The 26,956-nt window shown below is 57.6% G+C and carries 23 protein-coding genes; 17 read left to right on the plus strand and 6 right to left on the minus strand.

Annotation, left to right across the window (positions count from 1 at the left end; all coding sequences use genetic code 11):
* The first annotated feature begins 35 nt into the window (after positions 1–35).
* The 14 genes from HWX76_RS33855 to HWX76_RS33920 all read left to right on the plus strand — a co-directional run bounded on the left by HWX76_RS33855 (position 36) and on the right by HWX76_RS33920 (position 18,384).
* Positions 36–1,349 (plus strand): MFS transporter, encoded by a 1,314-nt coding sequence (locus HWX76_RS33855; RefSeq protein WP_176016975.1) that lies wholly within the window; start codon positions 36–38, stop codon positions 1,347–1,349.
* Entirely contained in the window at positions 1,346–1,942 is a 597-nt protein-coding gene (locus HWX76_RS33860) for an NAD(P)H-dependent oxidoreductase (RefSeq protein ID WP_176016976.1), read from the plus strand. The genes HWX76_RS33855 and HWX76_RS33860 overlap by 4 nt, the downstream gene beginning before the upstream one ends.
* Before the next feature lie 150 nt (positions 1,943–2,092).
* Positions 2,093–2,692 carry a GTP cyclohydrolase II RibA gene (gene ribA, locus HWX76_RS33865; RefSeq protein WP_239468995.1) on the plus strand — a complete coding sequence of 200 codons (600 nt, stop codon included), beginning with the start codon at positions 2,093–2,095 and terminating at the stop codon, positions 2,690–2,692.
* Positions 2,689–4,416: a WD40 repeat domain-containing protein gene (locus tag HWX76_RS33870; protein WP_176016977.1), complete on the plus strand. Its 1,728-nt coding sequence runs from the start codon at positions 2,689–2,691 to the stop codon at positions 4,414–4,416. The genes ribA and HWX76_RS33870 overlap by 4 nt, the downstream gene beginning before the upstream one ends.
* Entirely contained in the window at positions 4,394–5,359 is a 966-nt protein-coding gene (locus HWX76_RS33875) for an SUMF1/EgtB/PvdO family nonheme iron enzyme (RefSeq protein WP_124631583.1), read from the plus strand. Before HWX76_RS33870 ends, HWX76_RS33875 begins: the two co-directional genes overlap by 23 nt.
* A gap of 71 nt (positions 5,360–5,430) precedes the next feature.
* Positions 5,431–6,518 (plus strand): IS3 family transposase gene (locus HWX76_RS33880; RefSeq protein ID WP_085962303.1). Its coding sequence is split into 2 segments (ribosomal slippage): positions 5,431–5,692 and positions 5,692–6,518, totalling 1,089 coding nucleotides; the frame shifts between segments, so codons are not numbered across the junction.
* A gap of 54 nt (positions 6,519–6,572) precedes the next feature.
* Positions 6,573–7,415 (plus strand): AAA family ATPase, encoded by an 843-nt coding sequence (locus tag HWX76_RS33885; protein ID WP_176016978.1) that lies wholly within the window; start codon positions 6,573–6,575, stop codon positions 7,413–7,415.
* Between the two features lie 420 nt (positions 7,416–7,835).
* On the plus strand, positions 7,836–9,110 hold the full coding sequence (locus HWX76_RS33890) for a hypothetical protein (protein ID WP_176016979.1): 1,275 nt from the start codon (positions 7,836–7,838) through the stop codon (positions 9,108–9,110).
* Between the two features lie 429 nt (positions 9,111–9,539).
* Entirely contained in the window at positions 9,540–12,305 is a 2,766-nt protein-coding gene (locus HWX76_RS33895; protein ID WP_176016980.1) for a type VI secretion system Vgr family protein, read from the plus strand.
* Positions 12,306–12,333: 28 nt separating this feature from the next.
* Positions 12,334–14,049 carry a LysM peptidoglycan-binding domain-containing protein gene (locus HWX76_RS33900; RefSeq protein WP_176016981.1) on the plus strand — a complete coding sequence of 572 codons (1,716 nt, stop codon included), beginning with the start codon at positions 12,334–12,336 and terminating at the stop codon, positions 14,047–14,049.
* Between the two features lie 19 nt (positions 14,050–14,068).
* Positions 14,069–14,872 carry a hypothetical protein gene (locus HWX76_RS33905; protein WP_244138064.1) on the plus strand — a complete coding sequence of 268 codons (804 nt, stop codon included), beginning with the start codon at positions 14,069–14,071 and terminating at the stop codon, positions 14,870–14,872.
* A 63-nt stretch (positions 14,873–14,935) separates the two neighbouring features.
* Complete coding sequence (locus tag HWX76_RS33910; protein ID WP_124631867.1) at positions 14,936–15,217, plus strand: PAAR domain-containing protein; 282 nt, start codon at positions 14,936–14,938, stop codon at positions 15,215–15,217.
* Positions 15,218–17,411: 2,194 nt separating this feature from the next.
* Positions 17,412–17,705 (plus strand): hypothetical protein, encoded by a 294-nt coding sequence (locus tag HWX76_RS33915; RefSeq protein WP_176016983.1) that lies wholly within the window; start codon positions 17,412–17,414, stop codon positions 17,703–17,705.
* A 16-nt stretch (positions 17,706–17,721) separates the two neighbouring features.
* Positions 17,722–18,384, plus strand: a complete 663-nt coding sequence (locus HWX76_RS33920) for a hypothetical protein (protein ID WP_244138065.1) — start codon at positions 17,722–17,724, stop codon at positions 18,382–18,384.
* 8 nt (positions 18,385–18,392) lie between these two features.
* On the opposite strand, the gene HWX76_RS33925 is transcribed toward HWX76_RS33920, so the two are convergent.
* Positions 18,393–18,713, minus strand: coding sequence for a helix-turn-helix transcriptional regulator (locus HWX76_RS33925; protein ID WP_176016985.1), 321 nt, complete (start codon positions 18,711–18,713; stop codon positions 18,393–18,395).
* Between the two features lie 121 nt (positions 18,714–18,834).
* Here HWX76_RS33925 and HWX76_RS33930 point away from each other — a divergent pair, with 121 nt between their 5' ends.
* Entirely contained in the window at positions 18,835–19,740 is a 906-nt protein-coding gene (locus HWX76_RS33930) for a hypothetical protein (RefSeq protein WP_176016986.1), read from the plus strand.
* 42 nt (positions 19,741–19,782) lie between these two features.
* Here HWX76_RS33930 and HWX76_RS33935 read toward each other — a convergent pair whose 3' ends face one another.
* A complete protein-coding gene (locus HWX76_RS33935) occupies positions 19,783–20,106 on the minus strand; it encodes a helix-turn-helix transcriptional regulator (RefSeq protein WP_176016987.1) in 324 nt (107 codons plus the stop codon).
* A gap of 107 nt (positions 20,107–20,213) precedes the next feature.
* On the opposite strand from HWX76_RS33935, the gene HWX76_RS33940 reads away from it, so the two are divergent.
* Complete coding sequence (locus HWX76_RS33940; RefSeq protein WP_176016988.1) at positions 20,214–20,690, plus strand: hypothetical protein; 477 nt, start codon at positions 20,214–20,216, stop codon at positions 20,688–20,690.
* Between the two features lie 190 nt (positions 20,691–20,880).
* On the plus strand, positions 20,881–21,747 hold the full coding sequence (locus HWX76_RS33945) for a hypothetical protein (protein ID WP_244138066.1): 867 nt from the start codon (positions 20,881–20,883) through the stop codon (positions 21,745–21,747).
* A gap of 90 nt (positions 21,748–21,837) precedes the next feature.
* Here HWX76_RS33945 and HWX76_RS33950 read toward each other — a convergent pair whose 3' ends face one another.
* From HWX76_RS33950 to HWX76_RS33965, 4 genes are all read right to left on the minus strand, one after another.
* Positions 21,838–23,646 (minus strand): ATP-dependent helicase, encoded by a 1,809-nt coding sequence (locus HWX76_RS33950; protein ID WP_176016989.1) that lies wholly within the window; start codon positions 23,644–23,646, stop codon positions 21,838–21,840.
* 228 nt (positions 23,647–23,874) lie between these two features.
* Positions 23,875–24,741 (minus strand): hypothetical protein, encoded by an 867-nt coding sequence (locus HWX76_RS33955; RefSeq protein WP_176016990.1) that lies wholly within the window; start codon positions 24,739–24,741, stop codon positions 23,875–23,877.
* Between the two features lie 112 nt (positions 24,742–24,853).
* The gene (locus tag HWX76_RS33960; protein ID WP_176016991.1) at positions 24,854–26,467 is read right to left on the minus strand and encodes a hypothetical protein; all 1,614 of its coding nucleotides are present in this window, start codon (positions 26,465–26,467) and stop codon (positions 24,854–24,856) included.
* Positions 26,464–26,946 (minus strand): AlpA family phage regulatory protein, encoded by a 483-nt coding sequence (locus HWX76_RS33965; protein WP_176016992.1) that lies wholly within the window; start codon positions 26,944–26,946, stop codon positions 26,464–26,466. The genes HWX76_RS33960 and HWX76_RS33965 overlap by 4 nt, the downstream gene beginning before the upstream one ends.
* Positions 26,947–26,956: the final 10 nt, after the last annotated feature.

Below are 26,956 nucleotides of genomic sequence, written 5' to 3' on the forward strand. Positions count from 1 at the left end.
GCAGCGTGACGCGGATGCCCGTTCCGGATGACACCATGATCAAGAATCCTATCTATTTTTCGTTGCCGCGGCAGTTCTATCTCTTCCAAGGCGGGATCATATTTGGGTATTTTGCATTGCGCCTGATGGTCCTGGGCACGTCGTGGTGGTGTCTTGCAAAAACGCACAGCACCGTGGCGCTCGGCTCGGTCATTTCCGCGTCCGTGCTACTCGAACTGCTCGCGGTTCCGCTCGCGGCGCCGCTCGGCGATCGCTTCGGCGCAAAGCTGATCAAAGTCACGTTCGCGATCCAAGCGCTGTGCCTGTTCATGCTCGCGTCGGCCGCGCTGTTTCTGAAGACGTTCAGCCTCGTCGCCGTCGTGCCTCTATTGGTGATCTCGCAACTCGCCGACGCCGCGCGGGATCCTCTCGCGGACTCATTGCTTCCGCAACTAATCGGTAACGACGCACTGGTCGACGGTGAGCGCGTGCGTCGGGCGCTTGGCACGCTGTCTCGAATCCTCGGGCCGGTTGTCGGGGGGGCGGTTACTGCGATGATGGGGCCGTCCATCACGCTGTATCTCGCCGCAGCGGCGCTGGTCGTCGGCGGTTACATGTGCATGGCATCCGACGCGGGACGCCCGCGCGCTCGTGCCCAAGTGGGTGCTACGTCGCGCAAGTCCAGCGGATGGGTCCGAGAATTGGCGCATGGTTTCCTCAGCGTGATCGCGATTCGGACCGAGCTGGCGATCGCGTTCGGCAACTCGTTCCTGACGGTCGCCGTAAGCACGTTCATGTTGATCGCGCTGCCCCAGCTCGCGCAGGAGACGCTCGGCGCATGGGTAATGGGCGCGGTCGACGGTGCGTTTGGATGCGGCGTCTTCGTGGCCGCGACCCTCGTCGTGAAACCGTTGAACGGACGATTCGGCCGTTACGGCACGGTGGTCCTCGGCTTGCTAATGCACGTTGCGGCGTTCGTCGTGCTGTTCGCGTGTGCGAGGGTCGTGCCCTTGGTGGTGGCCGGCGGCTTCGCGCTCGGCTTCGCGTCGGTGCTCGTCGCGACCAATCTCACCGCGCTGCGTCTTCAAGCGACGCCGCCCGACTATCGGACACGCGTGATCGCCAACACCATGTTCATCTCGTCTATCTTTCTGCCGGGCGCCTTGTACGTCGCCGGCTGGGTCGCTCGCGGGTGGGGAAGCGGTGCGCTGCTGGGCAGCCTCTTCACTTGTGCGCTAGTCGCGACGCTTATCATCCCGTTCGCGCCGCATCTGAGGAACCTGCTAGGAAAGGACAAGCAGGAAGGCGCCTCCGATTATGCTGCATTGTTTCCGAAAGCCTTCGGCAATCACTCGTGGAGTGAATCTTGAAAGCATTGATCGTCAGCGGTAGCCATCGAGCACAGTCGCAAAGCGGCCGGGTGGCGAAAACCCTGTGTCAGCATTTCCTGCCTGCACATTTCTCCAGCATCACCATCCACGATCTAAGCGAAATGGATCTTCCGTTCTGGGACGAGGCGGTATGGGACGACGCATCGCCGTGGGATGCGAAGCTCGAGCGGGTACGCCGCGACCAGCGCGAAGCCGACGCGCTGATCTTTGTTTGTCCCGAGTGGAACGGGATGGCTCCGCCGCGCTTGAAGAACTATTTCTTGTTCGGCGATACCGGCAGCCTTGAGGACAAGCCAGCCCTTATCGTGGCCATTAGCGCAGGGGTCGGCGGTGCGTACGTCGTATCGGAACTGCGGTCGAGCGGCTACAAGAACACGAAACTCTGCTACATCCCTGAGCACGTGATTATTCGGGACGTCGAGAACTCACTCACAACGGCGCCGCAGTTCGCCGGCGATCCGATCGCTGAGCGTTGCCGTTACGCGATCCGGAAGCTCGCGCGCTATGCGGACGCGTTGTCCGAGGTCAGGTCCCAAGGAAGCGAGCCCGGCGCTTACCCGTACGGCATGTAGTGAACTACGCGCAAGCGCTCCGGCCGCGCGGCATGCGCGAAGTACGACGGTAGCCAGCATGCCACGCGACGTGGCCATCGATTGTCGGCCGATTCTTGCCGACCTTGGAATGCACGGTGTCCTATGAAGAAATCCGCAACCATCAGGTCGATGGTGACGCTGCCGCTCGAGTTGCCGGGCGGCGGCGTCTCGTCCGGCAAGATCGTGAGCTTTTCGGGGCTCCACGATAGGCTCGAACATTTCGCATTGGTGCTGGGTTCGCCCGATCCGCTGTGCCCGCTGGTTCGTGTGCATTCAGAATGCGTGACCGGTGACGTGCTCCGATCGATCCGGTGCGACTGCGGCCCTCAACTGAATGAGGCGATCCAGTGTCTGCACGACGCGGGCGGCTACCTGTTGTATCTGAGGCAGGAAGGGCGGGGAATCGGCCTGTACCAGAAACTTGCCGCGTATCGTCTTCAGGACGACGGGCATGACACGTTCGAAGCGAACCGACTGCTCGGCTTTCGCGACGACGAACGCGAGTACGGGAGTGCGGCGGCGATGCTCGTGGCCCTGTCCGTGTCACGGATCCGCTTGTTGAGCAACAACCCCGACAAGCAGGCGCAGCTCGAGGCGGCGGGCATCATCGTCGCTGAGCGGATACCGACGGGTGTATTCGTCGCCGAGCACAATCGGCGCTATCTGGAAGCGAAGGTGCGGGTCGCGCACCACACAATAAGCATGGACAATCCGGAGGTGATCAGATGATCGCGCATCGCTCTCCCATCAGCGGCGTAGCCGCATTCGGCGGACGCTTCGTCGCGACGGCCGGCTACGACAACCAGGTGATCCTATGGGACGCGCTTACCCAGCGCGCGCTGGGCCGCGGGTTGCACGACCATTTGGCGAACCAGGTCGAGTTCAGTCCGGACGGCCGATATCTCGTTAGCGCGTCGAGCGACCACACCGCACGGGTATGGATGCTTCCCGATATGAAACTGCACGCGGTGCTGTCCGATCACGTCGACGACGTGGAGATGGCAGTGTTCCACCCGGATCGCGAACTAATCGCGACCGCATCGCGCGATCAGCGGATCATGGTCTACAACCTAACCGGCAATCTGGTGCGCTGCTTCAATGGCCATCGCGCCGACGTAATCTCGGTCGTGTGGTCGTCGTGCGGCGACTACCTGATTTCGTCGAGCGACGACGGCACCGTCAAACGCTGGTCGCTCGACACCGGCGAACTAGTGACCGACGTCGACGTGGGCGGCGTCGAAACAGACACGATCGCGATCGACGCAGCGGGCGGTATTTACGCGGGCAACGACGAGGGCAATATCGTAGTAATCCGCAGCGGTCGCGTCGAGACGATCCGCGCACATGCGGCGGGTATCAAGCGTCTAGTGTACAACTCGCGTGCGAAGCTGCTCGTCAGTCTCAGCTATGACCGCACACTGTGTGTATGGCACGTCGGCGAGACGCTCGACAAGATCGCCACGGCGTTACTGCCCGCAGAGATCTGGGCCCGCTCGTGCGCGTTCATCGACCGCGCCACACTGGCATTCGCGACGTTTGGCAACTCCTATGCGGTGTATCACATCGACACCGGTAGCTGGGACCTAACCCGCGTCGGACCGACGGCTGGCGTTAACGCGGTCGCGCTGCACGACGGGCACCGGCTGACGGTCGGCGACAGCGGTGTGTTCGCGATCGATGGCCAACCGGTTACGCATCTCGGCAGCCTGTGCAACTTCATCACGCCAACCGATGGACACATCCTCACCGGCGGCCAATTGGGGCAGGTGATGAACGCGCTGACAGGCAGAGTGCTCTATCAGCATCATTCGCCACTCAATTGCGGCGTCGCGTTCACGCGCGACGGGCATGCGCATGCACTAATCGGGACCTATACCGGTGAAGGCCTCGTATTCAGGATGGCGCAGGACAGCGGGGCCGTGCTGGTCGGGATCCTGCGGCTCCATACGAACGCCGTCAAGTCTGTCGCGGTATCCGACGGTGTCATTTTCTCAGTGTGCGCCGACCGGGGCGCCGCGTGGTTCTCGGTCGATACCCTTGATGAGATTGGCCGGGTTGACGACGCACACGACCGGATCGCGAACGGCGCCGCGCCGTTGCCGGACCGTCGCTTCGTGAGTGTAAGCCGGGACCGAAAGATGCGCATCTGGCGGGAGCAGCACGTGGAAGCGCTTGATACGCCACATGAACATTCGATCAAGTGCGTGGCTACGTCGCGCGACGGGCGCTACATCGCGAGTGGTTCCTATTCCGGCGTCGTTGCGGTGTTCGATGTGATCGACGCGCGCTGGGTCGCGACGGTACGCCCGACGACATCTGGCATTTCGTCGATCTGCAACGGACCAGCGACCGGCACGTTCCTGATGAGTTCGTACGACGGACACGTATACGAATTGGATGTTGCTGCTGAAATTGTGCAGGGCGAGTCGCATGCGCAATCCGAACTTGCTTGATCCGCGGACCGCGATGGGTTTGCCCGGCCGATTCCACGACCGACTCGGCCGTAACCTGCTGTCTGCGCATGAGGATCTGGTCGAATGCGATGCGGTGCAACTGATCGAAGTGCTGGAGTCGATCTCGGCGGATCGCCAACGCCGCTTCGCAGCGGGGCTGATGCTCGGGCTGCGCGGCGATCCGCGCATATCGGTCGAACGACCACAGATGATCCGGCTGGCCGGCGGGCGGGTGACGCTCGGGTTGAGCCGGCACGAGGTCGAGCGGGTGGTGGCGCAATGGGCGCATCACGGCGTGCAGCGGGAATGGATCCTGAAGGAGTGTCCTGAGTATGAGTGCGACGTCGCGCCGTTTGCGCTGGCGCGGTTTCCGGTGACAAACGCCGAATATCGCGCGTTTCTCGAGGCGACGCACAGCGACCTTCTGCCGACTTCATGGCAGTTTGGCATGTATCCGGCGTGGTTCGCCAATCATCCCGTCTGGACTGTTCCGCCGGCCGCCGCCGACGCGTATGCGGCGTGGCTGAACGAGCGGACCGGGCGGCGGTTTCGGCTGCCAACCGAAGCTGAATGGGAGTACGCCGCGTCGGACGGCGGACGGCGCGAGTATCCGTGGGGCGACGAGTTTGATCCGGCGTGCGCGAATACTGCCGAGGACGGGCCGTTGTTCACAAGCCCGGTCGGCATGTATCCGCGAGGACGAAGCGCCGCTGGGATCGACGACATGGGCGGCAACGTAGAGGAATACACGGCCGACGACTACGCTGTCTATCCGGGTGGCGAAACGATTGATGACGATCTTCTGCGCATCTGCGGCACCTATCGCGTTGCGAGGGGCGGAAGCTTCACGCGGTTCGGCGACCTCGCGCGATGCCGGCGCCGGCACGGATGGTATCCGGGCGCGATCTATGCGATGGGATTTCGCTTGGCGGAAACGCTCTAGTAGGGTGGTAATCCCCCCGCAGAACCGGCGGGATCAGAAGTAGAATTTTCTCGTTGAGGGAGTTCTACAGAATGAAGAAGTCGAGATTCACGGACAGCCAGATCATGGATGCGCTCAAGCGCGTGGAGGCGGGGCTGGCGGTACCGGACCTGTGCCGGGAACTGGGCATCAGCACGGCGACGTTCTACAAATGGCGCTCGAAATATGGTGGCATGGATGTGTCGCTGATCGCACGGATGAAGGAACTGGAGGCTGAGAATGCCCGGCTGCGCAAGATGTACGTCGAGGAGAAGATCAAGGCAGAGATCGTCGCGGAGGCACTCGCAAAAAAGGACTGAGGCCATCTCGCCGGCGCGAGATGGCCAAGCATGCGGTGTCCAGTCGAGGCGTGTCGATCCGGCTGGCATGTGAGGCGTTCGGGATCAGCCAGACTTGCTATCGGTACGCCAACGTGCGCGATGCCGAGAACGACGAGATTGCGAACTGGCTGCTGCGTCTGACCGACAACCACCGGAACTGGGGCTTCGGGTTGTGCTTCCTGTACCTGCGCAACGTGAAGGGCTTCGGCTGGAATCACAAGCGGGTGTACCGGATCTATCGCGAGCTGGAGTTGAACCTGCGGATCAAGCCGCGCAAGCGGCTGGTCAGACAGGTACCTGAGCCGCTGGCGGTACCGTCTGCCGTCAACCAGGTCTGGTCGATGGACTTCATGCACGACCAACTGGCCGATGGGCGCAGCATCCGGCTGTTCAACGTGATCGACGACTTCAACCGCGAAGCGCTCGGAATTGAGATCGACTTCTCCTTGCCGTCGGAGCGGGTGATCCGTGCGCTACGGCAGATCATCCGTTGGCGTGGCAGGCCGAAAGCGATTCGGTGTGACAACGGCCCCGAGTACCTAAGTGCAGCGATCACCGAATGGGCCCGGCAGTACGACATCAAGCTCGACTACATCCAGCCGGGGAAGCCCCAGCAGAATGCGTATGTCGAGCGATTCAACCGGACCGTGCGATACGAATGGCTGTCGCAGTACCACTGGGAAGACTTGGACCACGTGCAGCGCTTCGCGACCGACTGGATGTGGACTTACAATCACGACCGCCCGAACATGGCCCTGGGCGGATTTACGCCGAAGCAGCGGCTGGCCATGGCCGCTTAGTTTCTACTTCTGAACCCCGTGGAAAACGGGGGGATTACCTTGCGTCGTGCTCGCATGCAAAAGGCCTGCGAGATCTACCGTGAGAAGCAGAAACTTCGCGATGACTACGCGCGGTACTATGGGGCCGTTCAGAAGTTCTTGGCGGAACATCCGCTCGCGCGGCGCGGGCAGATTAAACTAACGTTCAACGTGGCAATCGCGGAAGAACGCTTCGCATCGAAATTCCTGAAATTCGTCAGCCAGCGACGTGTAGGCACATTCTCAGGAGTGGAGGACGGAGCGGAACGTCTCAAACTAATGCTGACTAGCACAAACTTCGACTCACCCCGGGCCACGATGAAGTTTGTACAGCGCCTGATGCGAGCATTGCGGGAAGATCAGCGCCCAGGAAGAAACAATGCTCGTCTCGAGTTAAAAGCGCAACTTGCGCAGAGCGTCACGCCCGAGGAACTGTACGACTTCGTGTTCAGTCTCGGGTACCTGGAACCGGTGTATAGCCTTCGTTGGGATGGCAAGACACTCGAGCAACTTTCTCCCGGAGAAAGAGGGAACCTTTTGCTGATCTTCTATCTACTGATTGACCGAGACGACATCCCGCTCGTCATCGATCAACCGGAAGAGAACTTGGACAATCATACGGTCTACCGAACACTCGTGCCTTGCATCAAAGAAGCAAAGCTGCGCCGACAGGTGATTATGGTTACGCACAACCCGAATTTGGCGGTCGTGTGTGATGCCGAGCAAATCATCTCTGCCGAAATTCGAAAGGATCGAGGAAACGAGGTTACCTATCTCAGTGGTTCCATCGAGGAGCCGGAGATCAATCGAAAGATCGTAGATGTTCTGGAAGGTACGCGGCCAGCGTTCAACAAACGCGATGCAAAATACTTTTCGTAATGCACGCGAGCTCCTTTGATTGGCGGCTCGCTTGTCTTCCGCCGACCCATCGCGGGCAATCCTCGCGTTCGCGCGCAGGACTGATGGGCGCTCAGTAGCCGACGTTCGGCAGGAAATCTTGAACGGCCCTTCGTGGCCGACTGCCGCATGATGCCGTTGGCTGAACCGGACCCATGCCGGTCCTTCACATACCAAGAGGACGTGGCGGCTGTGAGCACAATATCGGCCATTGGCGTGAAACGTGTGCCCCGTTGATTCGCTAGGATGCTATTTTCATGGCCCCGGCGTCATCCGAACGGGAAATCAATTAGCCAAGCGGTGCGGAACTTCAGTCGACGCGTCGGCATTTACAATGCCGACGCGTCCGCGCATTTAGACAATCGATAACTCTGAGCTAATCTACAACGAGAGGTATGTCTGATGTTGAAAGACCTTGACGAACTCGTCGCCGAGTGCCCCGACCCTCGTTCGAGAAAATACATTCAGGAATCGGTTCAATGTTACAAGGCGGGCGCCTACCGTTCTGCCGTCGTCTCATGCTGGATCGCGGTCGCATTCGATCTTGTAGACAAGATCCGCGAAGTAGCGGCCTCGGGAGACGCAATGGCTCAAGAAGTCATCATTAAGTTCGATCGTGCTCGTAGCGACGGAGATCTGAGGTCAGCCCTCGCCTTTGAAAAGGAGCTGCTACATTTGGCGCGAGATAACTTCGAGTTCATCTCCCCGATCGAATTCATCGATCTCGAACGGTTGGCAGCCGATCGTAACCGATGCGCACACCCTTCGCTAGTGTCCGATACAGAAGTCTTTATGGCAACTCCCGAGCTAGCACGCCTTCATATTGTCAACGCAGCTCGATACGTCCTATCGCAACCCGCTGCACAGGGTAAAAAGGCTCTTGAGCGGCTCGTGGCCGAACTCGACTCAAACTTTTTTCCTGCAAAACACGAAGACGTCGTTGCCTTTCTTCGAGCGGGTCCGCTCGCCAAGCCACGCGTCTCTCTGCTGCGAAGCTACCTCGATCTGTTGTTGAAGCGCTTGTTGCGCGAATCCAGCCCCTACGAAAATCGAAAGAAGGCAACAAGGGCACTCGCAGCTATCTCGGAGATCCATCCCGAATCGTGGAAGCGATTGGTCTCTGAGCTGCTTGGCAAGTTAATGCCGACCCTCCTAAGTGACGACGACATGGAGCGCGCGGCTGCATTTTTCGGAACGGCTGATGGTTCGGCTGTCTGGCCGTACCTCGGTGCCACGGAGCAACTTCGACTCGCGACCTTCGTCGAAAATGTCCCGGCCACTCACATGGACAATTTCGGAGATTTGTTCGGAGAGTCTCTGCCGCTGACTGCTGCGGCTGAAGTGCGTATAGAGAAAGCGGATTCCAGCGACATTTTTGCGCCCATGTGGTTCACCGCTCCACCGGCAGCCATCGATCGAATGTTGTACCTCTATCGATTTTCGTCGTCCGAGAATGAGGCCGATGAGTTCGCGAACCATATGCGCTACGCGCTTATGGACTCTGAAACACCGTCAAAGCACCTAGAGGCGCTTGTGCTCGCCGCTGCGAAAGGTCGGCACGTCGTGAAAAGCAAGCAGTTCTGGCAACTCCTGAAGGAGTTTGCTGAGCGCAAGTCGATTGAGCGCGAAAAGGTCACTGAAGCGCTCGCCAAGTACGGCCTCGATATATTTGAATAAGCCCAGTGTGGCGGGTCGAGGACAACCTATCCAAGTCGAAATGAAGAAACCACAAAAGCTCGGTTACAAGGGGTAGCAAAGGTTCGGTGCGTTGTGAGCAGAGGTAGGGCTGACGTTCAACTCATCGCAATCTGTCCGGTGCGGCCGCCGGAATCATGATTGCACGGACACTCGACTACACCAGCGATTTGGCAATGTATATGAAAGACAATTGTATCGAATGCGTAATAAATAGCGACGCTACGCGCATTGAGCCTAGCCTCTCGCAGACGAGGGTATGAATTTTTGTCAGATCATATTGTTGTTTTCACGGTCAAGATACATTCTCAAGGCCTGTCGGTATCGCTAAAATTGCGGCGACATAACGGGAAGCCGTTCCCGTGAGAGCGTAGGCCGTTGAGCCTGCAAAAACAAGAAGATGGATAACGCATGAACATGACCGAAGTGGCTCAGGCAATTCGTGGCGGCCTGATCCAGCAAGATCGCCTGCTCAAGACGAGCATCCCATCGCTGCCGGAGAACGCGCTTGTCCCGCGTCGGGCTGTGACTTATTCCGAGCTTGGCCGTGACTTCAGTGTCACGCTCGACATGGTATCCACAGCAGGCGATATTGAGCTGAAAACGTTGATTGCTCAGCCGATGACCCTATGGTTGCAGCAAGCGAACAAGTCTTATTTACCGATAAACGGATACATTCATACAGCTCGCAGACTTGGTGCTGACGGAAGCCTTTCAAGCTACCAACTGACTTTCGCCTCATGGATGCATTTCCTCAAATTCCGCAGCGATATGCGGTACTGGCAGGACCAGAGCGTTGACGCCATCCTCACCGATGTATTCAATGCGCATCCACAAGCGCGGGGACAATTCGAATTCGCCTTGCTGAAGACGTTACCCTCGCGCTCGTACTGCCGTCAGAGTGAGACCGATTGGAATTTTGTCCATAGATTGATGGAAGAAGAAGGCTTATTCGGTTTTTGGCGCCAGGACAACGAGGGGAAGTCACACAGGCTCATCGTGACCGATGACATTTACTCGCTTGATGAGGTATCTCCCAATCCAGTCGAGTTCTCCAAGTCGGGTGCGACTGGCGAAACGGATGCTTTTACGCAATGGGCAGGCTCGCGGACATTGCAGAGTACCGTCCATACGACACGTACGTTTGACTACAAGGCCCCATCGTCTATTGCCAACCCGAAAGGTACGACGCTGCCGACGATGGCCGGTCAAGGAAATTTGCCGGAACAGACGGAAGTCTACGAATATACCGGCGCCTACACGTATCTGAACCGGGATCGCGGTGAACATCTGTCAAAGATTCATCTAGAGGAATGGGAATCGAGAGCGAAGAGATTTCTTGGTATGGGGGGCGTCCGGGCTATTGATGCCGGCCGCCGTTTCGTACTGACTGGCCATCCTGAGCACGATCGTGATCAAGCCGGGCACCGAGAATTCGCATCGATCAAAGTGCGTCGGTACGTCGAAAACAATCTGCCGCTATCAAATCACGAAGCGAGCTTCCCATATAGCTTGCAGAGCGAACTAGCACAGGCAAAGTTTGAGCAATCGGGTGAGATCGTCACTCATGAAGATGGCTCGGCCGGTTTTTATCTGGTCGAAGTCGAGGCGCAGCGTGTCACAGTTCCGTATCGGAGTCCGTTCGAACACAAGAAGCCGACGATGGAGTTGGAGACAGCGATCGTCGTCGGGCCGCAGGACGAAGAGGTGTATACGGACGCATTAAACCGCGTCAAGGTCATGTTCGTTTGGGACCGCCAAAGTTCGGGGGCCGCGAATGCCTCGTGCTGGGTGAGAGTCGCGCAGTCGGATACGGGCGGGGGTTACGGCAGCGTACACGTTCCGAGAGTCGGAGAAGAAGTGCTGGTCGGCTATGTCGGAGGGGACTGTGACAGGCCCATCGTGCTGCATCGCGTTTACAACGGGAGCGTTCAGCCGCAATGGCACAGCAATGGCATCCTGTCGGGCTACCGATCGAAAGAGTATGCAGGCGCTGGCTACAACGAGATGGTCCTGGACGACGCTACCGCGCAGAATCGTGTTCGGCTGTTCAGCAGCAGTTCGAACACGCTTCTCCATCTCGGCTATCTCATCGATCAGGACGGTAACACCCGCGGCCCCTATCTCGGCAGCGGTTTCGATTTGAAATCTGACGCTCACGGCGCAATTCGTGCGGCGCAGGGGCTTTTCGTCTCAAGCTACGACGCATCGGTCAAACAGCCCATGGATGCGCGTCATGCGACCAGCCAGCTCGTCAATGCGGAAAGCGTTGTCCAGTCGCTTTCTGACGCAAGTGCAGGGCATCGCGCTGAGAGTCTCAGCGCAGGCTATGATGCGTTGCGTGCATTTACCGACGCGACGCAGGCAAGTGTCGCCGGCACTTCTACCGGGGGTCGCACCGCCGGTGGCGGTACCGGCAGTGCGAACGGTTTCAAGGCCCCGATCATGTTGTTCGCGAGCCCGGCCGGTATCGCGACGTCAACGCAACAGTCGACGCAGATCACGGCTGACCAGCATGTAAATATCGTCAGCGGTGAAAGCACGCATCTGGCTGCAGGGAAATCGTTGATCGCAAGCGTGGCAGAAAAAGTCAGCCTGTTCGTTAAGAATGCGGGGATGAAGCTATTCGCAGCAAAGGGTAAGGTAGAAATCCAGGCGCAGTCGGATAATGTCGAAATAATCGCCGATCAGGTTCTGAAACTGATCAGCGCAAAGCGTCGGATCGAGATCACCGCGGCCGAGGAAATCCTGCTCAACGCGCGCGGTAGCTATATCCGAATCAGCGGTGCAGGAATCGAGCATGGTACGCCCGCACAATGGACCGCCTATGCAGGCAACCATGCGCTGCCGGGCCCGAAGTCGCTACCTGTCGTCGTACCCGGTTTTGACATGCCCAAAGCATTCAGCAACCGACTCGATGTCTATGATATCTACTGGCAAAGAGAATTCGGCGAGGTCGAATATACGGCGCGACGGGAGAATGGTGAGGTGGTCGCTCAGGGTACTCTCGATGAGCATGGCCGCACGCCACGCTTGACGACCGACCAACCCGAGACCCTCCAGATACTCGTCGGCACTCAAGGGTCCTGGCTAGTCGAATCGGTAGCCCCATCGTCCAGCGATTCCGGCGAAGCTACTCCAGACGATCCGGACCATTACGTCAATCACAGCGCCTGAACGCCATTCGAGCCAATCCGAAAAAATCATGACCGCCCCGAATACCAACACTGATCCTCTGTCCGCCGTAACGGTCTATTTCAAGGATCACTTTGGCCGACCGATCCAGGATTTGAAAATCGAGATCAAGGGTATGGAAGACCGCGCGAATCAGGTCTATCACGCCGCATCGACAAATGCGGAGGGTGCCATCCGGTTCTCGGTTCAAATGGGTACCGCGCTATCCGTACATGTGAAGCGTTGGACTAGCGATACGATGAAGGAAGTCGCGCGTTTGAACGCGTCTCTGTCCCAGGCCTACTTCAATCTGACGAGTCCGAAGACCAAGCATGAGTTGCCGACCAAGGTCGACGATACGGCGAAAGGCGATTACTGGCGCGGCACTTACCTTGTCAAGTCGCACGACAATCTGACGACAATCGCGAAGAAATATCATACGAGCGTTGATTTGCTCAAGAAGGTGAACAGACTGAAATCAGACCTCATCGTGGTAGGTCAAAAGTTGAAGGTCCCCCCTGTCGAGACTCGGAAATCCGATGAGCCGACGCCAAAGAAACCAAACCCGCCGGGTAGCCCGCCGCAGAACGATCATCCGAACAACGATAGCGGAGCACCGACTTCGGTACCTCGTCAGGGCGCTGCACCTATAATTTTCCCGATACAAACCCGCCCGCTAAATGACGACGGGGGCGTATACGGGACGACGTCGGCGGACTATACATGGACCAAACCTTTACATGGCGGCGGTCATGATCAAGCAAGATTTGGTGCGAATCGCGCTGGCGGCCGGAAGCATGCAGCCCGCGATCTATACGTGCAGGCACACACTCCGATCGTAGCGATTGCACCGGGCGTCGTTATCAAGTGCGAATTTTTCTATTGCCAAACCTGGCAGATCAGTATTCATCACAAGACCTCTGATGGCCGGGAGTTTATCGCTTTGTACGGCGAAGTCGACCCATCGTCCACAAAGGTGAAAATCGGAGACACAGTAAGCCAGGGGCAAGTTCTTGCTAACAGCGGAGTACTGTTGAAGGGGAACGGTACCCCGCTGCATGTCGTCGGAAGCGAAAATGTGTCGATGCTCCATTTCGAGACGTATTCGGGCGCTCTCGGATTCGATCCCCACTCTAAACTGAACGGATCTTCGTTGGGCGCTCCGTTCCAGCGCCGCGGCGACCTGATCGATTCGCTTGCGATTCTGCAGGAGGGCTACAAGGCGACATTTCTCGATGCCCCTCCCCTCAAGCCTACTGGTCAACGGATCCCGATAGCGCAATTGAAGATTTCGGATCAAGGCAAGGCATTTATCAAGGGGTGGGAGGGGGTGCACTATGACACTGCGAAGGCAAATACTTACTATTACAACGACAGTAAGGGCTACTGCACGGTTGGCTGGGGCCACCTGATTGCGGAAAGCAGTTGTGCGGCGAACGGGTACACTGCGATGTCGAGCAAGATAACCGTTGCTGAGGCTCAGACACTTTTTGACAACGATGTCGCAGTGATCGAAGGTCGTGTCAAGAATGCGATCAACGTACCCCTCTACCAGCACGAGTACGATGCGCTGGTCTCGCTCGCCTTTAACATGGGTAGTCTGAGCAAAGCGCCAAGTCTGTGCCGTAAACTGAACAACGGTGACTACACTGGAGCACCTGTCGAATTCCTGGATATCGAAAACAAGACGCGCCGCGAACGAGAGCACGACATGTTTTGTCTAGGCACTTACAATTCCAACCATTAAACGAACGATGTCTTTTTTCATGAAGAAACTCACACTGAGCTTACTCCTCTTGATGTCGGTGGTCTTTGGGCCGGCGCATGCTTCGGCCGAGGAAATATATCGAATGATAGGTGCAGCGCAGTTCGAACAGGGACATGACACACACCAGTTGCCCTTTCCGGTCAATCCCCAGACCGCGGCTTTTCTCACTTTCGATGACAGTGCGTTTGCACTTCATTACACCGGGCACAGTTGCAACGTAAAGATCGACAAGAAGATGAACTTCTATGTCGACCCGGTCATCTCTCACTCGTTCGGTTCCAGAGACAAATTCAATGCCTTTCTGAGCGCGAAGTTCCATGCGAAAGGCGCGGCGCTGACTGATACCTATATTCTGGGTGATGTCGACGCACCGCTCTGCTCGGGCCTCCGATCCGCGATGATCTATCGATCGCAGGACGAGATGGTGTTGCTTGACGGTTCTTGGGCGTACGCCTTCGCGCGTCAGACCCATGCGCCAGCAAATGCGGAGCAAAGTTTCGACTGCAGTAAAGCCACAACGAATGTCGAACACCTTATATGCAAGAATCCAGATCTGATTAAACTCGATGCGACCGTCAATCGTGGCTACGTTGCGATGATGCTGACCAATTCAAAAGAAATTTCATACCAAGACCCAGTGAGACTGAATCAAATCAACTGGATCAAGACAGTACGGAATTCCTGTAGTGATAACGCTTGCTTGATGAAAGCATATAACGGCCGCATAGCCTACATCAAAGGTAGGATAGCAAGCACCTACCCGTCTTATCCCGAAGAGGAATCCAATCAAGAAGGTGATTGATGCACGCGCACCTCTGTCCAGAAAACATGCAGAAACTCGTTCTCAACTTTGTCGAGGTGCAAAATGGCACTAGCTATCATCGTGGTCGGAGATATGACATCGCATGGGGGGCGTGTGATCAGCGGCTCGGATATCCATACGATTGGAGGTAAGGCGATTGCTCGTCTGCATGATCTCGTTGACTGCCCAGAGAAATATCCCGATGGCAAAGCGCACGGCATTAACAAGATCATTGAAGCACATCCAACGTTGACAATTGGCGGCGAGCGTGTTGCGCTACATGGTCACCACACCGAATGCGGTTGCATGTTGATTGGCAGCACCGCTACGCAGGTTGGAGACTAGTGTCACCTCGATGATCGACTTAGCTCGGATTTACATGCCGGATTGTGGACCGTGAGCAGCCGTGCGAGCCCGATCCGGTGTGGCGTCCGGTCTGCAGGACAATCGGTGTGATCGTGTGCGACGGCCCACTTCATTTGAGTCACGGACCCGATGGCCGACAGTCGACGTTAAGTGACGACATCTGTCAGAGCGCATGTCCAACGCCATCGAAGCTGGTGGCGTCACAGTCGATGTCGTATATCGAGGTCTGAGCGACAGAGAACGACTTGTTCCGAAGGATGGCGAGTCAGGTTGTACTACCGGCGTTGGCAATGCGTGCGACTTGTACGTTTTAACCCGAATGTTGAACTACGATATCTAGCTCTCGTTATCCGGCAATGGACAGATGCCGGATGCGCCTCTTTTCCAGTTATAGTTAGTAGTGAGAGCCCGTTTCAGTGACAACCCGCGACGAACGTTTCAAAATGCTTCGGGCTTACCTTGCGGACGCGGGTTTTGTATTACTCGACCGCAAGTGGCATACCGTACATCATCAGTATCGATTCCGTTGCGTGGACAAACACGTTTCGTCGATGTCCGGGGCAAGTTTTATGCTCCGGGTGCGCGGACGTGGCGGGCCATTAATATGCCATCAGTGCTGGATTAAAAAGACTCTGATTCGTTTTCATGACGTCGCCCACCAAGCAGGTGGTCGGTGTCTAAGTAAACAGTATCGTGGAAAACGGGCGAATTACCGTTTCGTCTGTGCTGCAGGCCATAAGTTTGAGGCCACGGCTGCATCGATCTTGTCCGGTCATTGGTGTGCAAAGTGTTCAACCGAACGACGAGCTGAGCGTCGTCGATATCAAGGTGGGCTGAAACCGATACAGGATCGTGCGCGAGAGCGCGGCGGCGAATGCCTGTCGACCGTCTACGACGGCCGGATGGCGAAATATCGGTTCAGATGCGGTGCGGGACATGAATGGGAGGCCGCAGGTTACGACGTCTTGCGTAAGGCGTGGTGCCAAGAATGCTCTTCCGATCGTAAGCGAATGCCGGACGGACTTGCGAAACTGCAAGCGAAGGCGCTCGAACACGGCGGCAGATGTCTCGCATCCCGGTATCAACGTATTCAGGCTCGTTACCCATTTCAGTGCGACCGGGGACACGAGTGGATGGCGTGGGGTACGGAAATCTTGAAGGGGCACTGGTGTCCGACATGCCGTACCGAAGACAGGCAGCGGCAGGGCATCGAATTGATGCGATCGATTGCCGCGGACCGGGGCGGCATGTGCGTATCTGAGCACTATGTCGACAACAATTCGAAGCTCGAATGGGAGTGCGCGCGCGGTCATCGATGGTGGGCGAGGCCCCGGCAGGTTTCGTCAGCCGGCAACTGGTGCGCTCAATGTCAGTACCTGTCGCAGATTACTCTGGAAAAAACGAGGCGAAAGCGTCGTTATGAGGCAGTTAAGTCGTCGGAACCTTGATTCGGCGTCGTATGAATGAATTTGATCGGACCGGAAAGCAATATCCGACCTCGTTCAATCAGTTTTGCGCTCGGTTGAGGCAGGTTACGAGTGCGTCGGCCTGTATTTGGGATTACAAAATACCTGAAACAGCCTGGCTTGCTCAAAAATTGAGCAAAATTGCGATTTTGCGCCCCCGAAACGGACCAATCCGACGACGGCTGAGACACGGCAAATATTACAATTGTATTTCATTCGAAAATCCGGGCCGTAGCTCCGTCGCACGCCCGTTCCTATGCCAATTCCCTATCTGGGCAAATCGAAGCCATTGGCGGGCCGGAAAACGGGGCGCAGGGTCATTTGTGGTATCGGGGGAGCATCCGGTGCAAGACCGATTATCCGGAACGGCAAAAATTACCGTTTTGCCGAGCAGTGATCGATCCCTTTTATCGATTTTGGCCGGATTGTGTTACATTTTCCCTGCCGAAGGGGCGCTCTAGGGTGTTTTTCGTCGATTTTTAGCAAAAATCCCTAGTTTTGCCTCCCTGCCTCACGGTTGCCTGCACGTTTTCCGGCTCTGCCTGGGCATCGCGCCTTCAGCGGCTCCCGCGGATCCTCTTCATCGCACCGCGCTCCCCTGAAACGCCCCTGTATCGCCTCGCGTTTCAGTCTATTTCACCCTTGAGCTTGTTCCCGGACATCAGTTCGGTGCCTTCGCTCGCCTTCATTATTCTGGATACCTAATCATGTTGGTCCTTAATCTCGAATGTCTGTTTCCACTTGGACGCGTCCTTGCTGCGCCGGGCGCGATTGATCTGCTCGATCGAACCGGCACCAACGCCGATGAACTATTGCGACGCCATTTGCGGGGTGACTGGGGTGTCGTCTGCGCGGCCGATGCTCGCTCGAATGATCTCGCCGTGATGAATCGAACTCGCCTGCTGTCTGCATACGAACTTGGCGACAGTCGTGAGCGGGTTTGGATCGTCACAGAGGCAGATCGCCGAGCGACGATCATCATGCTCCCGAGTGAATACTGATCCGATGGAAGTCGTCATGCAAAGACTCCACTCGGCTCTTCAGTCAGGTCGACGCCTCACGATTGCTGGCTCGAACAACCCGGCCTTCAGCTTCCAAAGTTGCTGGGACAGCGGCTGCGGGCTACATGCAGCGGCACTTGCGCTAGCGATGGTGGGTTGTTTGTCCGATCCGTCGCGCTTGTCGTCGCGTCGTCGTGGCCCGGAAGCGGAATTCTGGAATCGCGCACAGCCGTTTTACCTCACGGGCATTTCGCTCGAAGAACTGCAAGCGCTGATTCGAGATTTGGACTGCGGGTTGCGTCCGACGGTTTTCGAGGGGGTGCACGCGGACGTATTCCGGTTCAGCGAACAAGAAGTGTCGCGTGGTCGGCCGGTGATCCTGACGTTTCGACCGTTGCACCGGGCATCCCTCCATGCCGTCGTTGCTGTTGGCATTGAAGTGCGAAGAAGCGGTCGGACCTTCAACGGACAGACGTTGCTGGTGGTCGACTCTGCCGAAGCTGAACCTGTTCTGGCGGCTTACAACGCGCGGCTGACACCGGTACCAACGGGCCACCGCAGGTTTGACGGGCATGCGCAGTACGTCACCGGGTTCGATCAACGGAAAGTCGTGCTCACCGGCGCGATGTCGATCCGGTCATCCGCGACCACAGCGGTCCGGAAAGCGAAGCCGCCGTAGCGTAACAGTCAGCGCAACCGCGAGCGTTCGATCTTGGGCGGCTTGGCGACATTGATGCGTCGCGTATCTAGGTCTTCCAGTGTCATGGTCAGCGGCGCGAACAACTCCGCGAGCGAGATACCGAGCGGCCCGCACAACGCCGCCAGCGTCAGCACCGTTGGGTTCGTCACACCCGACTCGATCGAACTGATCGCGGCTCGGCCAACCGACGCCTCATGGGCAAGGTCTTCCTGACTCTTCCCAGCCTGGCGACGGACTTCCTTGAGCCTCTTTCCGACGGCGACGGTGATGGGGTTGCGTTCTTCAGTGGGCGGGGCGAGTGCTTTCATGACCGAGAGGATGCCGCCTCAACGCAGCAAATACCATCGCCCAAACCATTCATTATTTGATATGTTAACCGTACAAACAGACCAAGGGTACGTGCCTACGGCCATCCGGGGAAACAGAAAAATGTCTGCAATCACCATACAGAAGTGCACTACAACGGACGGAATCCAATTCGAGAGATGGCCCGCGCGGCGTTCAATCGACCACGGGCACGGCCACTCGCCGGTCCATATTGTCGGCGTAGGAGAAGTTGGGGGCGGATTGGTCGCTGGCCTCTACTACCGACTCGGTGTCGATGACGGCATCACATTCCAGCAGGTCGCAGCAACGAACGGGGCTTTGTCCGACGGCGGGCAAGTCGTTGTCGGTCACGTGCCGTTCGAGGGGGCCAGCGCCGTAATCGTCATTGCGGCCACAGGCGAACCAGATGCGCTGCGAGTCTCGGCGGTTGTCAGCGAAGCCGCACGAGCGGCTGGTGCGCGCGTCGTTGCGCTGCTGGCTCAACCACCAATGCCTCCAGGCAATCTTGTTCGAGCTGTCGCGACGGACCTCGCGCGCTGCGCCGACGCTGTCGTGTTTGTTCCCGAATCTCCTCACCCTTCCGTTCTGCATTGTCTGGTCGACGTCTACCTGATGGCGATGCACGGGGCGCGGTCGCCGTCGCAGAAATGGAGGATGCCGACAGGGAGCGATTTTCTCGACGTGCGCGAAGCGTTCAGCGGTGCGACCGGCGCAGTGATCGGTGTCGGCGAAGGAAGTGGCCCCGACCGTATCAAGGGCGCAACGCAACAGGCGATAGACGATATCGGCTCTGCACGACTCTCAATGGCGGCTGGGTTGCTCTTGATGGTTTCAGGTGCGGCAACCCTTCGATTGCGGGAAGTCGCGGCGGCTGCCTACGCCGTTTGCGAGATGACCACGGGCGATGCCGCTTCTGTTCTCGCCGCGCACTACGACGATCGACTCGGAGAGACGGTGCGCGTCACCGTGATCATCGCCGATCGAGATGAATACGGTGATGCTCCATGACAAGCGCCGATCAACATAGGTGACAGAAGAGAGCCGCAGCCATTACCGCAAAGGGCGGCGTCTCGGCTGCGGTGCTTCGCCCCGGTGTTCGCCAGTCGGTTTAAGCGCCATTTTCAGTGGCTCGAATAGGTCCGAGAGCGTGATCCCAAGCACGTAGCAAATGGTCGCCAACGTCTCTACCGTGGGATTACCAATACCACGTTCGATGGCACTGACGCGGGTCCGATCGAGACATGCCTCGTATGCCAACTCTTCTTGAGACTTCTCGGCCTCGATCCGGCACGCCTTCACTCGCTTGCCGATAGCAGTCGCCACGGCGTTACGCCGATCACGGGTTCTCGGTTTCGTACTCATGGCGTACAGCATGCTGTTCTGACGCCTTTAGAACCACGTCTTATAAACTACTATTAAATGAATCTTATAAGCAACATGTTTACGATACACTTCCGGCCGCTGGCTGACGGTAGACCAGCATGAACGAAGCGGAACTTCATGAAACAGTCGCCCTGCGTCGCGTCGACAGCGGGCATCAATTCAAAACTGCAAAGGGGCTTTCAATGAATACTTCTGGAGACCAGACGGGCAGCGCCACGACTACCCAAACCCAAACTGCCTCCCCGATTCGTAGAAGCAAGTTGGGAACAGCAGCATGGATCATTGTCGCGCTATTTATCGCGCTCTTGGCGACGGGTGTGTACATGCCTCAGCATCCAAGCCATCCTGCTCTCAAGTTTCTGTTTCTTTGGTTCGGTGGTGCGTGGCTTGGCTACATCGGTGTGAGGCTGGGCGACGGCGTACGGAAAATCTTCCGACCGGACATCATTGTGACGACCGGTGGAATCTCCGATGCGATTTGGGCGAGGATGTGCTGGGCGGTCGGCCCGCAATGCGTCGGATTGTTCCTGGGCGCAGTTACTGGCACCAGCATCTTGGCTGGCTGGATTAGCTGAGCCAGCCGGACAAGTCTACGGGGCACTCACACGGACCGAAGGTAGCGAAGCGCTAGGTTGCGCTTCGCTACCTGCAACCGATATCTCGAGCTTCGGCTAAAGTTTCCTCTGATGAATGCCGACATACGGATTTGAACTGGGCTTTCTCTCTGGCCTAGCGATGACGCATCTCGACACAAGGAACCACTGCATGCTCGACAAACTGCTGGAAGTCTTGGGGAATTCTCATTTCGAGGCCTATTTAGTTGGCCCCTTGCTTGGTGTGCTCTTCGGCGTGATTTTCAATGCGCTCGGGAAACGTCCGGGACCGGATAACGCCGACAGTACGCCTCGAGATGTCAAGCGCGAGATCGATGAATATCGCCAACGCTCATCCGAAAAGCAGAGCGTTCACCACCATCACCACTATCACGGAGCTCGCTCATCGTCAAACGATGACGGAGGTGCGGTGATATTTCTAGCCGGTCTCGCAATGGTGGTCGTGCTGTTTCTGTTTGCGGCCTTCCTTCCTCAGATCGCGGGAACGTTGTATTTCTTTAATACAACAGTTGCGATGTGCTGCATCACCGCTGCGCTGCTGGCATGTTTGACTGGACGATTCAACACGAGCGACTGGTGGTTGCAGGCCGTTTTTCCGGCGATCGTTTCGACTGGGTGCTTCTGGCTTACGATTAAGGCGCGGGCAGCAATTAGCCCAGATGTAATCGTGTATGCGCAGAGCCTTCTTGCAGATAAGCCATTGAATGTCGGCACGGTCTTGAATGCCGCGGTGAAGTTCTTTACTTCTCTGCGCAACGATTATGTCCAGTGGATGTTGTTCGATATGCTTGCATTTGTATGCGTCATCACCTGCGCGATCTTCGCCTTCCTTCGGTTCGTTTTTTACGTCTCCCTTTCAAATGCCAGAGAAGGTAACCGCGGTGTCTGGGTGTGGCTGGCTCTGCGGACGGAAAAATTCGGTGGAATCGGCAGCGCGTTTTTCGTAGCCTTCCTGTTCATATTCGGCGTTTTTCTCGCGCACGGGGATGTCTATCAATTGCTTCATCAGACCGCCTGAAGGCTTGAACAGATCAGCCAGTTAAATGCCGATCGCTTAGCTTGGACGTACTCACGAACATCGAGTGGGCACGTCCAGGCGAGAGCCGAATCACGCCCGCCCCAGGTGGCTACCGCTCGTTGCAGTCGCAACCAACGCCTCACTGCAAGACAACGTCGCTCTCACACGACGATCGACAAACCGAGACGGTTCGACAAACTTTTGTCGCGACGGACCGTGGTAGAACGGCGCATGGAGCAGACGCAGTTGTTTACGCGCCCGCGTAACCGCGACATAGAAGAGCCTGCGCTCTTCCTCGATTTCACCGCGTTTGATCTCGCGATAGAACGGAATCGAGCCTTCCGTGACACCAAGCACTATGACGTGGTCCCATTCCCCGCCTTTCGCGCCGTGAATCGTTGACGTGACGACGGGTGCTTGCATCCGCAGGGCCTCGATACGCTCGCGAAACGCTCGGACCGTCCGGAACCTTCGGCTAGTAGCTTGCCAGCGCCCCAGTTCACTTGCGAGATTTTTCGGCATATCGCCTACGGCTCTCGCCAGACGCAGATAAATTCGCGTCGCCATGACGTAGCGGCCTTCGAACGATGGGATGCGCGCTGCCTTTATCAACATGCGCAGACAGCCGTTGACAACAGCCTGCCGTACATCCCCTCCGATGATCTCGCAAAGACGGCGAGTTCTCCAGAGCCGCTGCGGCTTCCGCCCGGCCTTCGCCGTAACAACGCATGCCTGGACCAGCGACAGCATGTCCAGAGCACGATCGACGTGCTCGGGTAACCGCGGGCTATACGTCGAATCTGTTTCGTAACCAGCGGCAAGCAGTGCCTGCTCGACCGCTCGCAGCGGCGCCTTCGTCCGACTAAGGATTGCAATACAATTACCGGGTATACCGTCTTCCTTCAACCTTCCAATCAACTTCACCACTTCGTCTTCTTGCTCGATCACGGAACCGCACTTTATCAGTGACGGTGTGACGCCGTGACGGTCGCCAACGGTACGATCCTTGCCCTGCCCCAGTATCGCGTTTGCCAGTGCGGCGTTTTCGTGCGTGAGTCGGAACGAGCGAGAAAGCGGCAGCGTCACAACGTCACGAATCACTTCGCGCAGGTCGTGCGCTTTGCCGCCAATAAAGCCGTACACGGCTTGATTCGGGTCGCCGAAAACCATCAGGTTTCGCACACGCTTTGCCAAACCAGCGAGAAGCTGCATTTGCGCGGCATCCATGTCCTGTGCCTCGTCCACGAGGACATGCGTGTGCGGCAGCGAAGCATTCGCGATAGCCAAACAGGCACGACGCAGCATGGCCGGATAGTCGATCGCACCCCCACGCTCGACACGCTTTTCATACGCGATCCGGATCAAACGCAGCTCCACGAGCACGTCGGCATAGTCAGAAAAACCAGACTCTGCTTCGCCCGCGAGGCGCCGCGCCACGTCATCACTACCGTTGCAGCGCTTGAAGAACACGGCCAATCGCCTCGTTTCGAAATCTGTGCGCAACGCAACACCCGTCTTTTCTCGCACGGCTCGGCATGCATTCGGGCATGCCAGCAGCGTTCTCTCAAGCAACGCGATGCTACGTTGCGGTGACAGCAGCACGGGGCGCGGGGCGCTGCTACCGGCAGTTCTCCGCACGAGGTCCAACGAAAACGAGTGGAACGTCCGCACCGTAACAGCATCAGGCAGGCGCTTCTTCAATTCGTCGACAGCCGTGTTCGAGAAACACAGCACGAGAATTTTCTTGGCGAGCACACCACGATCAAGCTGACGACGCACGCGCGCATTCAACGTATACGTTTTGCCGCTACCGGCGCAGGCGGACACGAATACGCGCGGAATTTTCGTATTGACGATCGCAAGTTGCTCGGCAGTGAATTGGAAATTTTTCACGATCATTTACCTGTGACACGTGACGACGTGACACGCATCGGTACGCTGATTTTGGTCTGGAGGTTGTGAATTTTCTCTTCGAAAATCACGGGAAATCAGGCGCGAAGACGCGAAAAACGCCATGACGTATCGATAGAAGTGGATTTGAATATGGAAGTGAGGGAAAGAGAAAGAGATGAAGATTTGGGAGATATATCATTGCCTCCAACTGCTTCCAGTCACGCTGTCACGGCGTCACGCTACGAGAAACGGCGCATTGTCGATCGGCGTCAACACATTCGCGATGCTCGGATTCCCGCGCCAGCAATCCTGCAACACAAAGGTATCGCCGTAGCTGTAGCGACCGAGAAATCGATCGGCGCGTTTCGCAAGTGCCGTGTCCGACACGTCGATACTGTCCGGGTTGAGCCAGCGGCCGAGCTCGACTTTCGACGGCAGCCGGAACAGCCTCAGATGCTCGGCCCAATACGCCCGATGGTCGAAACGGATGCAGTCTTCCAAGCTCAGCAGTCCGCGCTGCGCCAGCGTGTCGACACCTTGGAATCGATGCTCAAGATGGCAGCACGGGGAGCGGTCCTGACGCGCCGACCACAACTTGCTAGGCCGATCAGCATAGAGCGCGACGTTGCGAGCACTCTTCGACAAGTCGTCCGTAGCGCGCGGCGCGAAATAGGCGGTTCCTTCTTCGAACGTGACGGCGTGACGGAGGTACGGCACGCGCATATGCTTCAAGATGAAGCTGTAGAACACGTCAGCGGCATCGTGGTCAGCAACCAGCCAATCGAGCGCCAGCTCGGCGTAGCCCATACGGATACGGTGACGCGACTTGAACGCATGTTGCAATTCGATCAGTGCCTGCCGGCTCGGCTGGAAAAGCATGACCTGCGTCTGCCAGGCCGGATGAAATGGCAGCGAATAGCAGTTCGTGATCGTCACCTCGCCGCAGTACCGCTGCACGCGAGGGACCGGAATCTCAGGCGCGGGATGGTCGATCCAGCAAGTCAAGCGGTCGAACCCTGACACCGCTCTCGTGATCGCGTCGAGTGCGCGCTGCATCTCGATGGGCCGTTTCGTATGCGATTTCCGATGCGTAGATTTCATGGGGCAGGAAGAATCGGGGCAGCGTCGCATCGAATACGCGACACCGTCGCGGTATGGATTGAAGGCGAACCGAGAAGCGCAAGCGAACCGCAAAGCCGCCTGCACTTCTCGCCTACAACGTCCGGAGGTGGGCGAAGTCGACGGCGTAGAAGCGAGCCCGCCCGCCGTCGATGCGCTTCTGGTATTGGGCGCCGTCACCATTCGTCACGAGCAGTCGACGCTTGCGGAGCACATCGAGGACACGGGTTTTATCAAAGTGAGCGACGATGTACATGTCGAACGTCCGGGGCTCGATCAGCATGAGTTCCCGGTCCTTTACGGTCTCGAACATGACCTCGCGGTCAATCGTCTTCACGCGCTGATTCTCCATGCCCGGATCGGTCAGCTTCTTTACAGCATTGATCACGTGACGTTCGAACGCCAGCTTTCGATCACGATGACGTTCAGACCAACGCGTCACACAGGCATCCATCACCGCATGGACCGCTTTGCCTTCCCAAGGAACGACGCCGAACTGGCGCCCGCACGTAAGCGCGTAGCGAAGCAAGGCGAAGGTGGACGCAGCAATACGAACGACGTCTTCACTGGGGTCGCCCTTCATCGTCCCGAGATAGCGGCTAGTGAATTTCGGCATCTTACTGTCAGCGTTACGAATAACGGTCCCCGGATCGCGCAGAACTGCATCGATGAACGTCTTGGCAACAACGGCACCGAAGTGTTGGATCGCGACCGGAGCCGATTGCGTCACACGCTCGATGACAGTCATCTGCGGTTTATCAAAGGGAATCTCAATACTGCCGGTCGGCGGAGAAGGTGAGGCGAGACTCCGCGGAATATCCGGTTCGCCAGTCACAACGAGAGTGACCGGTACCGGCGTCAATTCGAATTTCTCGATGCGACGATCGGTGCGCGAGGCCACATCGGAAAACTGGCGGACCTGTTGGAACGCCTGCTTGCGCGACTTGGCCGTAGAGAGCTGAACAAGCGTGCTATCACTCGCATGCAAGCGCGCAGGCCAAGTGCCTGTTTTTGTACCGAACGCGGAATCCGCGAGCGAACGGATATACGCTTCGTCCGACTCGGCGACGCCCGATGCAACAATCGCAATAGGATCACAACCGAGTAGTGGCACAAGCAGACTTGCGAGGTGTACAGCCACAAGAATGACCGAGCACGACGAAAGATCGGTCGTCAACACCTTCTTCAGCAGTGCAAGATCGTCGGTTTGCATACCGGCAGGTACGGGGCCTTCGACGTAAACGGGGATCGGGCCAGACGACGAGTAGGCCTTATCACCGAAGCGATAGATCGGCCCGGCATCCTGACCGTGCGACCAGCCGCACGGAATCCCGTACATTCCAATCCCGTCCGGGCGCGTCATCGCAACATCAAAGACTGTCAACGAATCGGCGGTAGCGCTGCCGAGCGACACACCGGCCTTGATTAGTGCCGTTCGTGCCCGGGTTGCCGACGTGAAAACACCTTCCGGCAGCAAGCGGCGGACGCGGTGGCCGGCCGCGTGCTCGAACTCGATCACGCGACGCGGTTCGCGACCGTGCAGATCGTATGCAGTCGCGATCACTGCGAAAGCAGGCGACTGGACAACTTGAGCTACACCTGTGCTTTCCGGCTGTTCCGAGTAATCGCTGGTACGCGGCTCCAGTACCGAATCGAGATCGCCCGGCAATGCTGCCTCGAGCGCGTCGGTTTTCGCCTGGTCGCTCATTTCGCCTCCGTGCCGAGCGACGCAAGGAAATGCTCGATGTCCGACAGCTTCCAGCCGCGCGCTCGCGGGCCGAGCGCAACGGAATGCGGCAAGAGACCTGCCTTTTGCCACGCATATGCTGTCGTGCGGCTGATCTGGAGGATAGCGAGCAGTTCGGGGAGCCGAACGATACGGTCGGATGTCGTCGGCTCGCGAGTCCGATTGACCGACATAGTTTCAGTCGCGCAAGCAGGAGGCAACATACTTACGTCAAGCTGACGGCGCACGTTACGCGAGAAGCCGCCAAGCGTTACTTCACGCTTGGTCGCCCCACCGTCAGACGACAGCGCGTCATCCGCGGAGCAGGAAGAAGCAAGGTAAAGAGGCGCCGCACTGGTCGGCGGCCCTTCGATAGTGTGTTTGGAACCCATGGCAAACAGTCTGAGTTGGAGGTTCGGCTCGAAAATACTCCAGACGCAAAGAAGTCCTTTATCGACCATCACACGCCAA

Origin of the sequence: Burkholderia sp. BCC0398 (genome assembly GCF_902833245.1) — a bacterium.
Classification (GTDB): Bacteria; Pseudomonadota; Gammaproteobacteria; order Burkholderiales; family Burkholderiaceae; genus Burkholderia; species Burkholderia sola.

What these genes read in the sequence shown, in the direction of transcription:
- HWX76_RS33855 (WP_176016975.1), top strand. Translation starts at nt 36, where the DNA reads ATGATCAAGAATCCTATCTATTTTTCGTTGCCGCGGCAGTTCTATCTC.
- ribA (WP_239468995.1), top strand. Translation starts at nt 2,093, where the DNA reads ATGGTGACGCTGCCGCTCGAGTTGCCGGGCGGCGGCGTCTCGTCCGGC.
- HWX76_RS33870 (WP_176016977.1), top strand. Translation starts at nt 2,689, where the DNA reads ATGATCGCGCATCGCTCTCCCATCAGCGGCGTAGCCGCATTCGGCGGA.
- HWX76_RS33875 (WP_124631583.1), top strand. Translation starts at nt 4,394, where the DNA reads ATGCGCAATCCGAACTTGCTTGATCCGCGGACCGCGATGGGTTTGCCC.
- HWX76_RS33885 (WP_176016978.1), top strand. Translation starts at nt 6,573, where the DNA reads ATGCAAAAGGCCTGCGAGATCTACCGTGAGAAGCAGAAACTTCGCGAT.
- HWX76_RS33890 (WP_176016979.1), top strand. Translation starts at nt 7,836, where the DNA reads ATGTTGAAAGACCTTGACGAACTCGTCGCCGAGTGCCCCGACCCTCGT.
- HWX76_RS33895 (WP_176016980.1), top strand. Translation starts at nt 9,540, where the DNA reads ATGAACATGACCGAAGTGGCTCAGGCAATTCGTGGCGGCCTGATCCAG.
- HWX76_RS33900 (WP_176016981.1), top strand. Translation starts at nt 12,334, where the DNA reads ATGACCGCCCCGAATACCAACACTGATCCTCTGTCCGCCGTAACGGTC.
- HWX76_RS33905 (WP_244138064.1), top strand. Translation starts at nt 14,069, where the DNA reads ATGAAGAAACTCACACTGAGCTTACTCCTCTTGATGTCGGTGGTCTTT.
- HWX76_RS33910 (WP_124631867.1), top strand. Translation starts at nt 14,936, where the DNA reads ATGGCACTAGCTATCATCGTGGTCGGAGATATGACATCGCATGGGGGG.
- HWX76_RS33915 (WP_176016983.1), top strand. Translation starts at nt 17,412, where the DNA reads ATGTTGGTCCTTAATCTCGAATGTCTGTTTCCACTTGGACGCGTCCTT.
- HWX76_RS33920 (WP_244138065.1), top strand. Translation starts at nt 17,722, where the DNA reads ATGCAAAGACTCCACTCGGCTCTTCAGTCAGGTCGACGCCTCACGATT.
- HWX76_RS33925 (WP_176016985.1), bottom strand. Translation starts at nt 18,713, where the DNA reads ATGAAAGCACTCGCCCCGCCCACTGAAGAACGCAACCCCATCACCGTC.
- HWX76_RS33930 (WP_176016986.1), top strand. Translation starts at nt 18,835, where the DNA reads ATGTCTGCAATCACCATACAGAAGTGCACTACAACGGACGGAATCCAA.
- HWX76_RS33935 (WP_176016987.1), bottom strand. Translation starts at nt 20,106, where the DNA reads ATGCTGTACGCCATGAGTACGAAACCGAGAACCCGTGATCGGCGTAAC.
- HWX76_RS33940 (WP_176016988.1), top strand. Translation starts at nt 20,214, where the DNA reads ATGAACGAAGCGGAACTTCATGAAACAGTCGCCCTGCGTCGCGTCGAC.
- HWX76_RS33945 (WP_244138066.1), top strand. Translation starts at nt 20,881, where the DNA reads ATGCTCGACAAACTGCTGGAAGTCTTGGGGAATTCTCATTTCGAGGCC.
- HWX76_RS33950 (WP_176016989.1), bottom strand. Translation starts at nt 23,646, where the DNA reads ATGATCGTGAAAAATTTCCAATTCACTGCCGAGCAACTTGCGATCGTC.
- HWX76_RS33955 (WP_176016990.1), bottom strand. Translation starts at nt 24,741, where the DNA reads ATGAAATCTACGCATCGGAAATCGCATACGAAACGGCCCATCGAGATG.
- HWX76_RS33960 (WP_176016991.1), bottom strand. Translation starts at nt 26,467, where the DNA reads ATGAGCGACCAGGCGAAAACCGACGCGCTCGAGGCAGCATTGCCGGGC.
- HWX76_RS33965 (WP_176016992.1), bottom strand. Translation starts at nt 26,946, where the DNA reads ATGGTCGATAAAGGACTTCTTTGCGTCTGGAGTATTTTCGAGCCGAAC.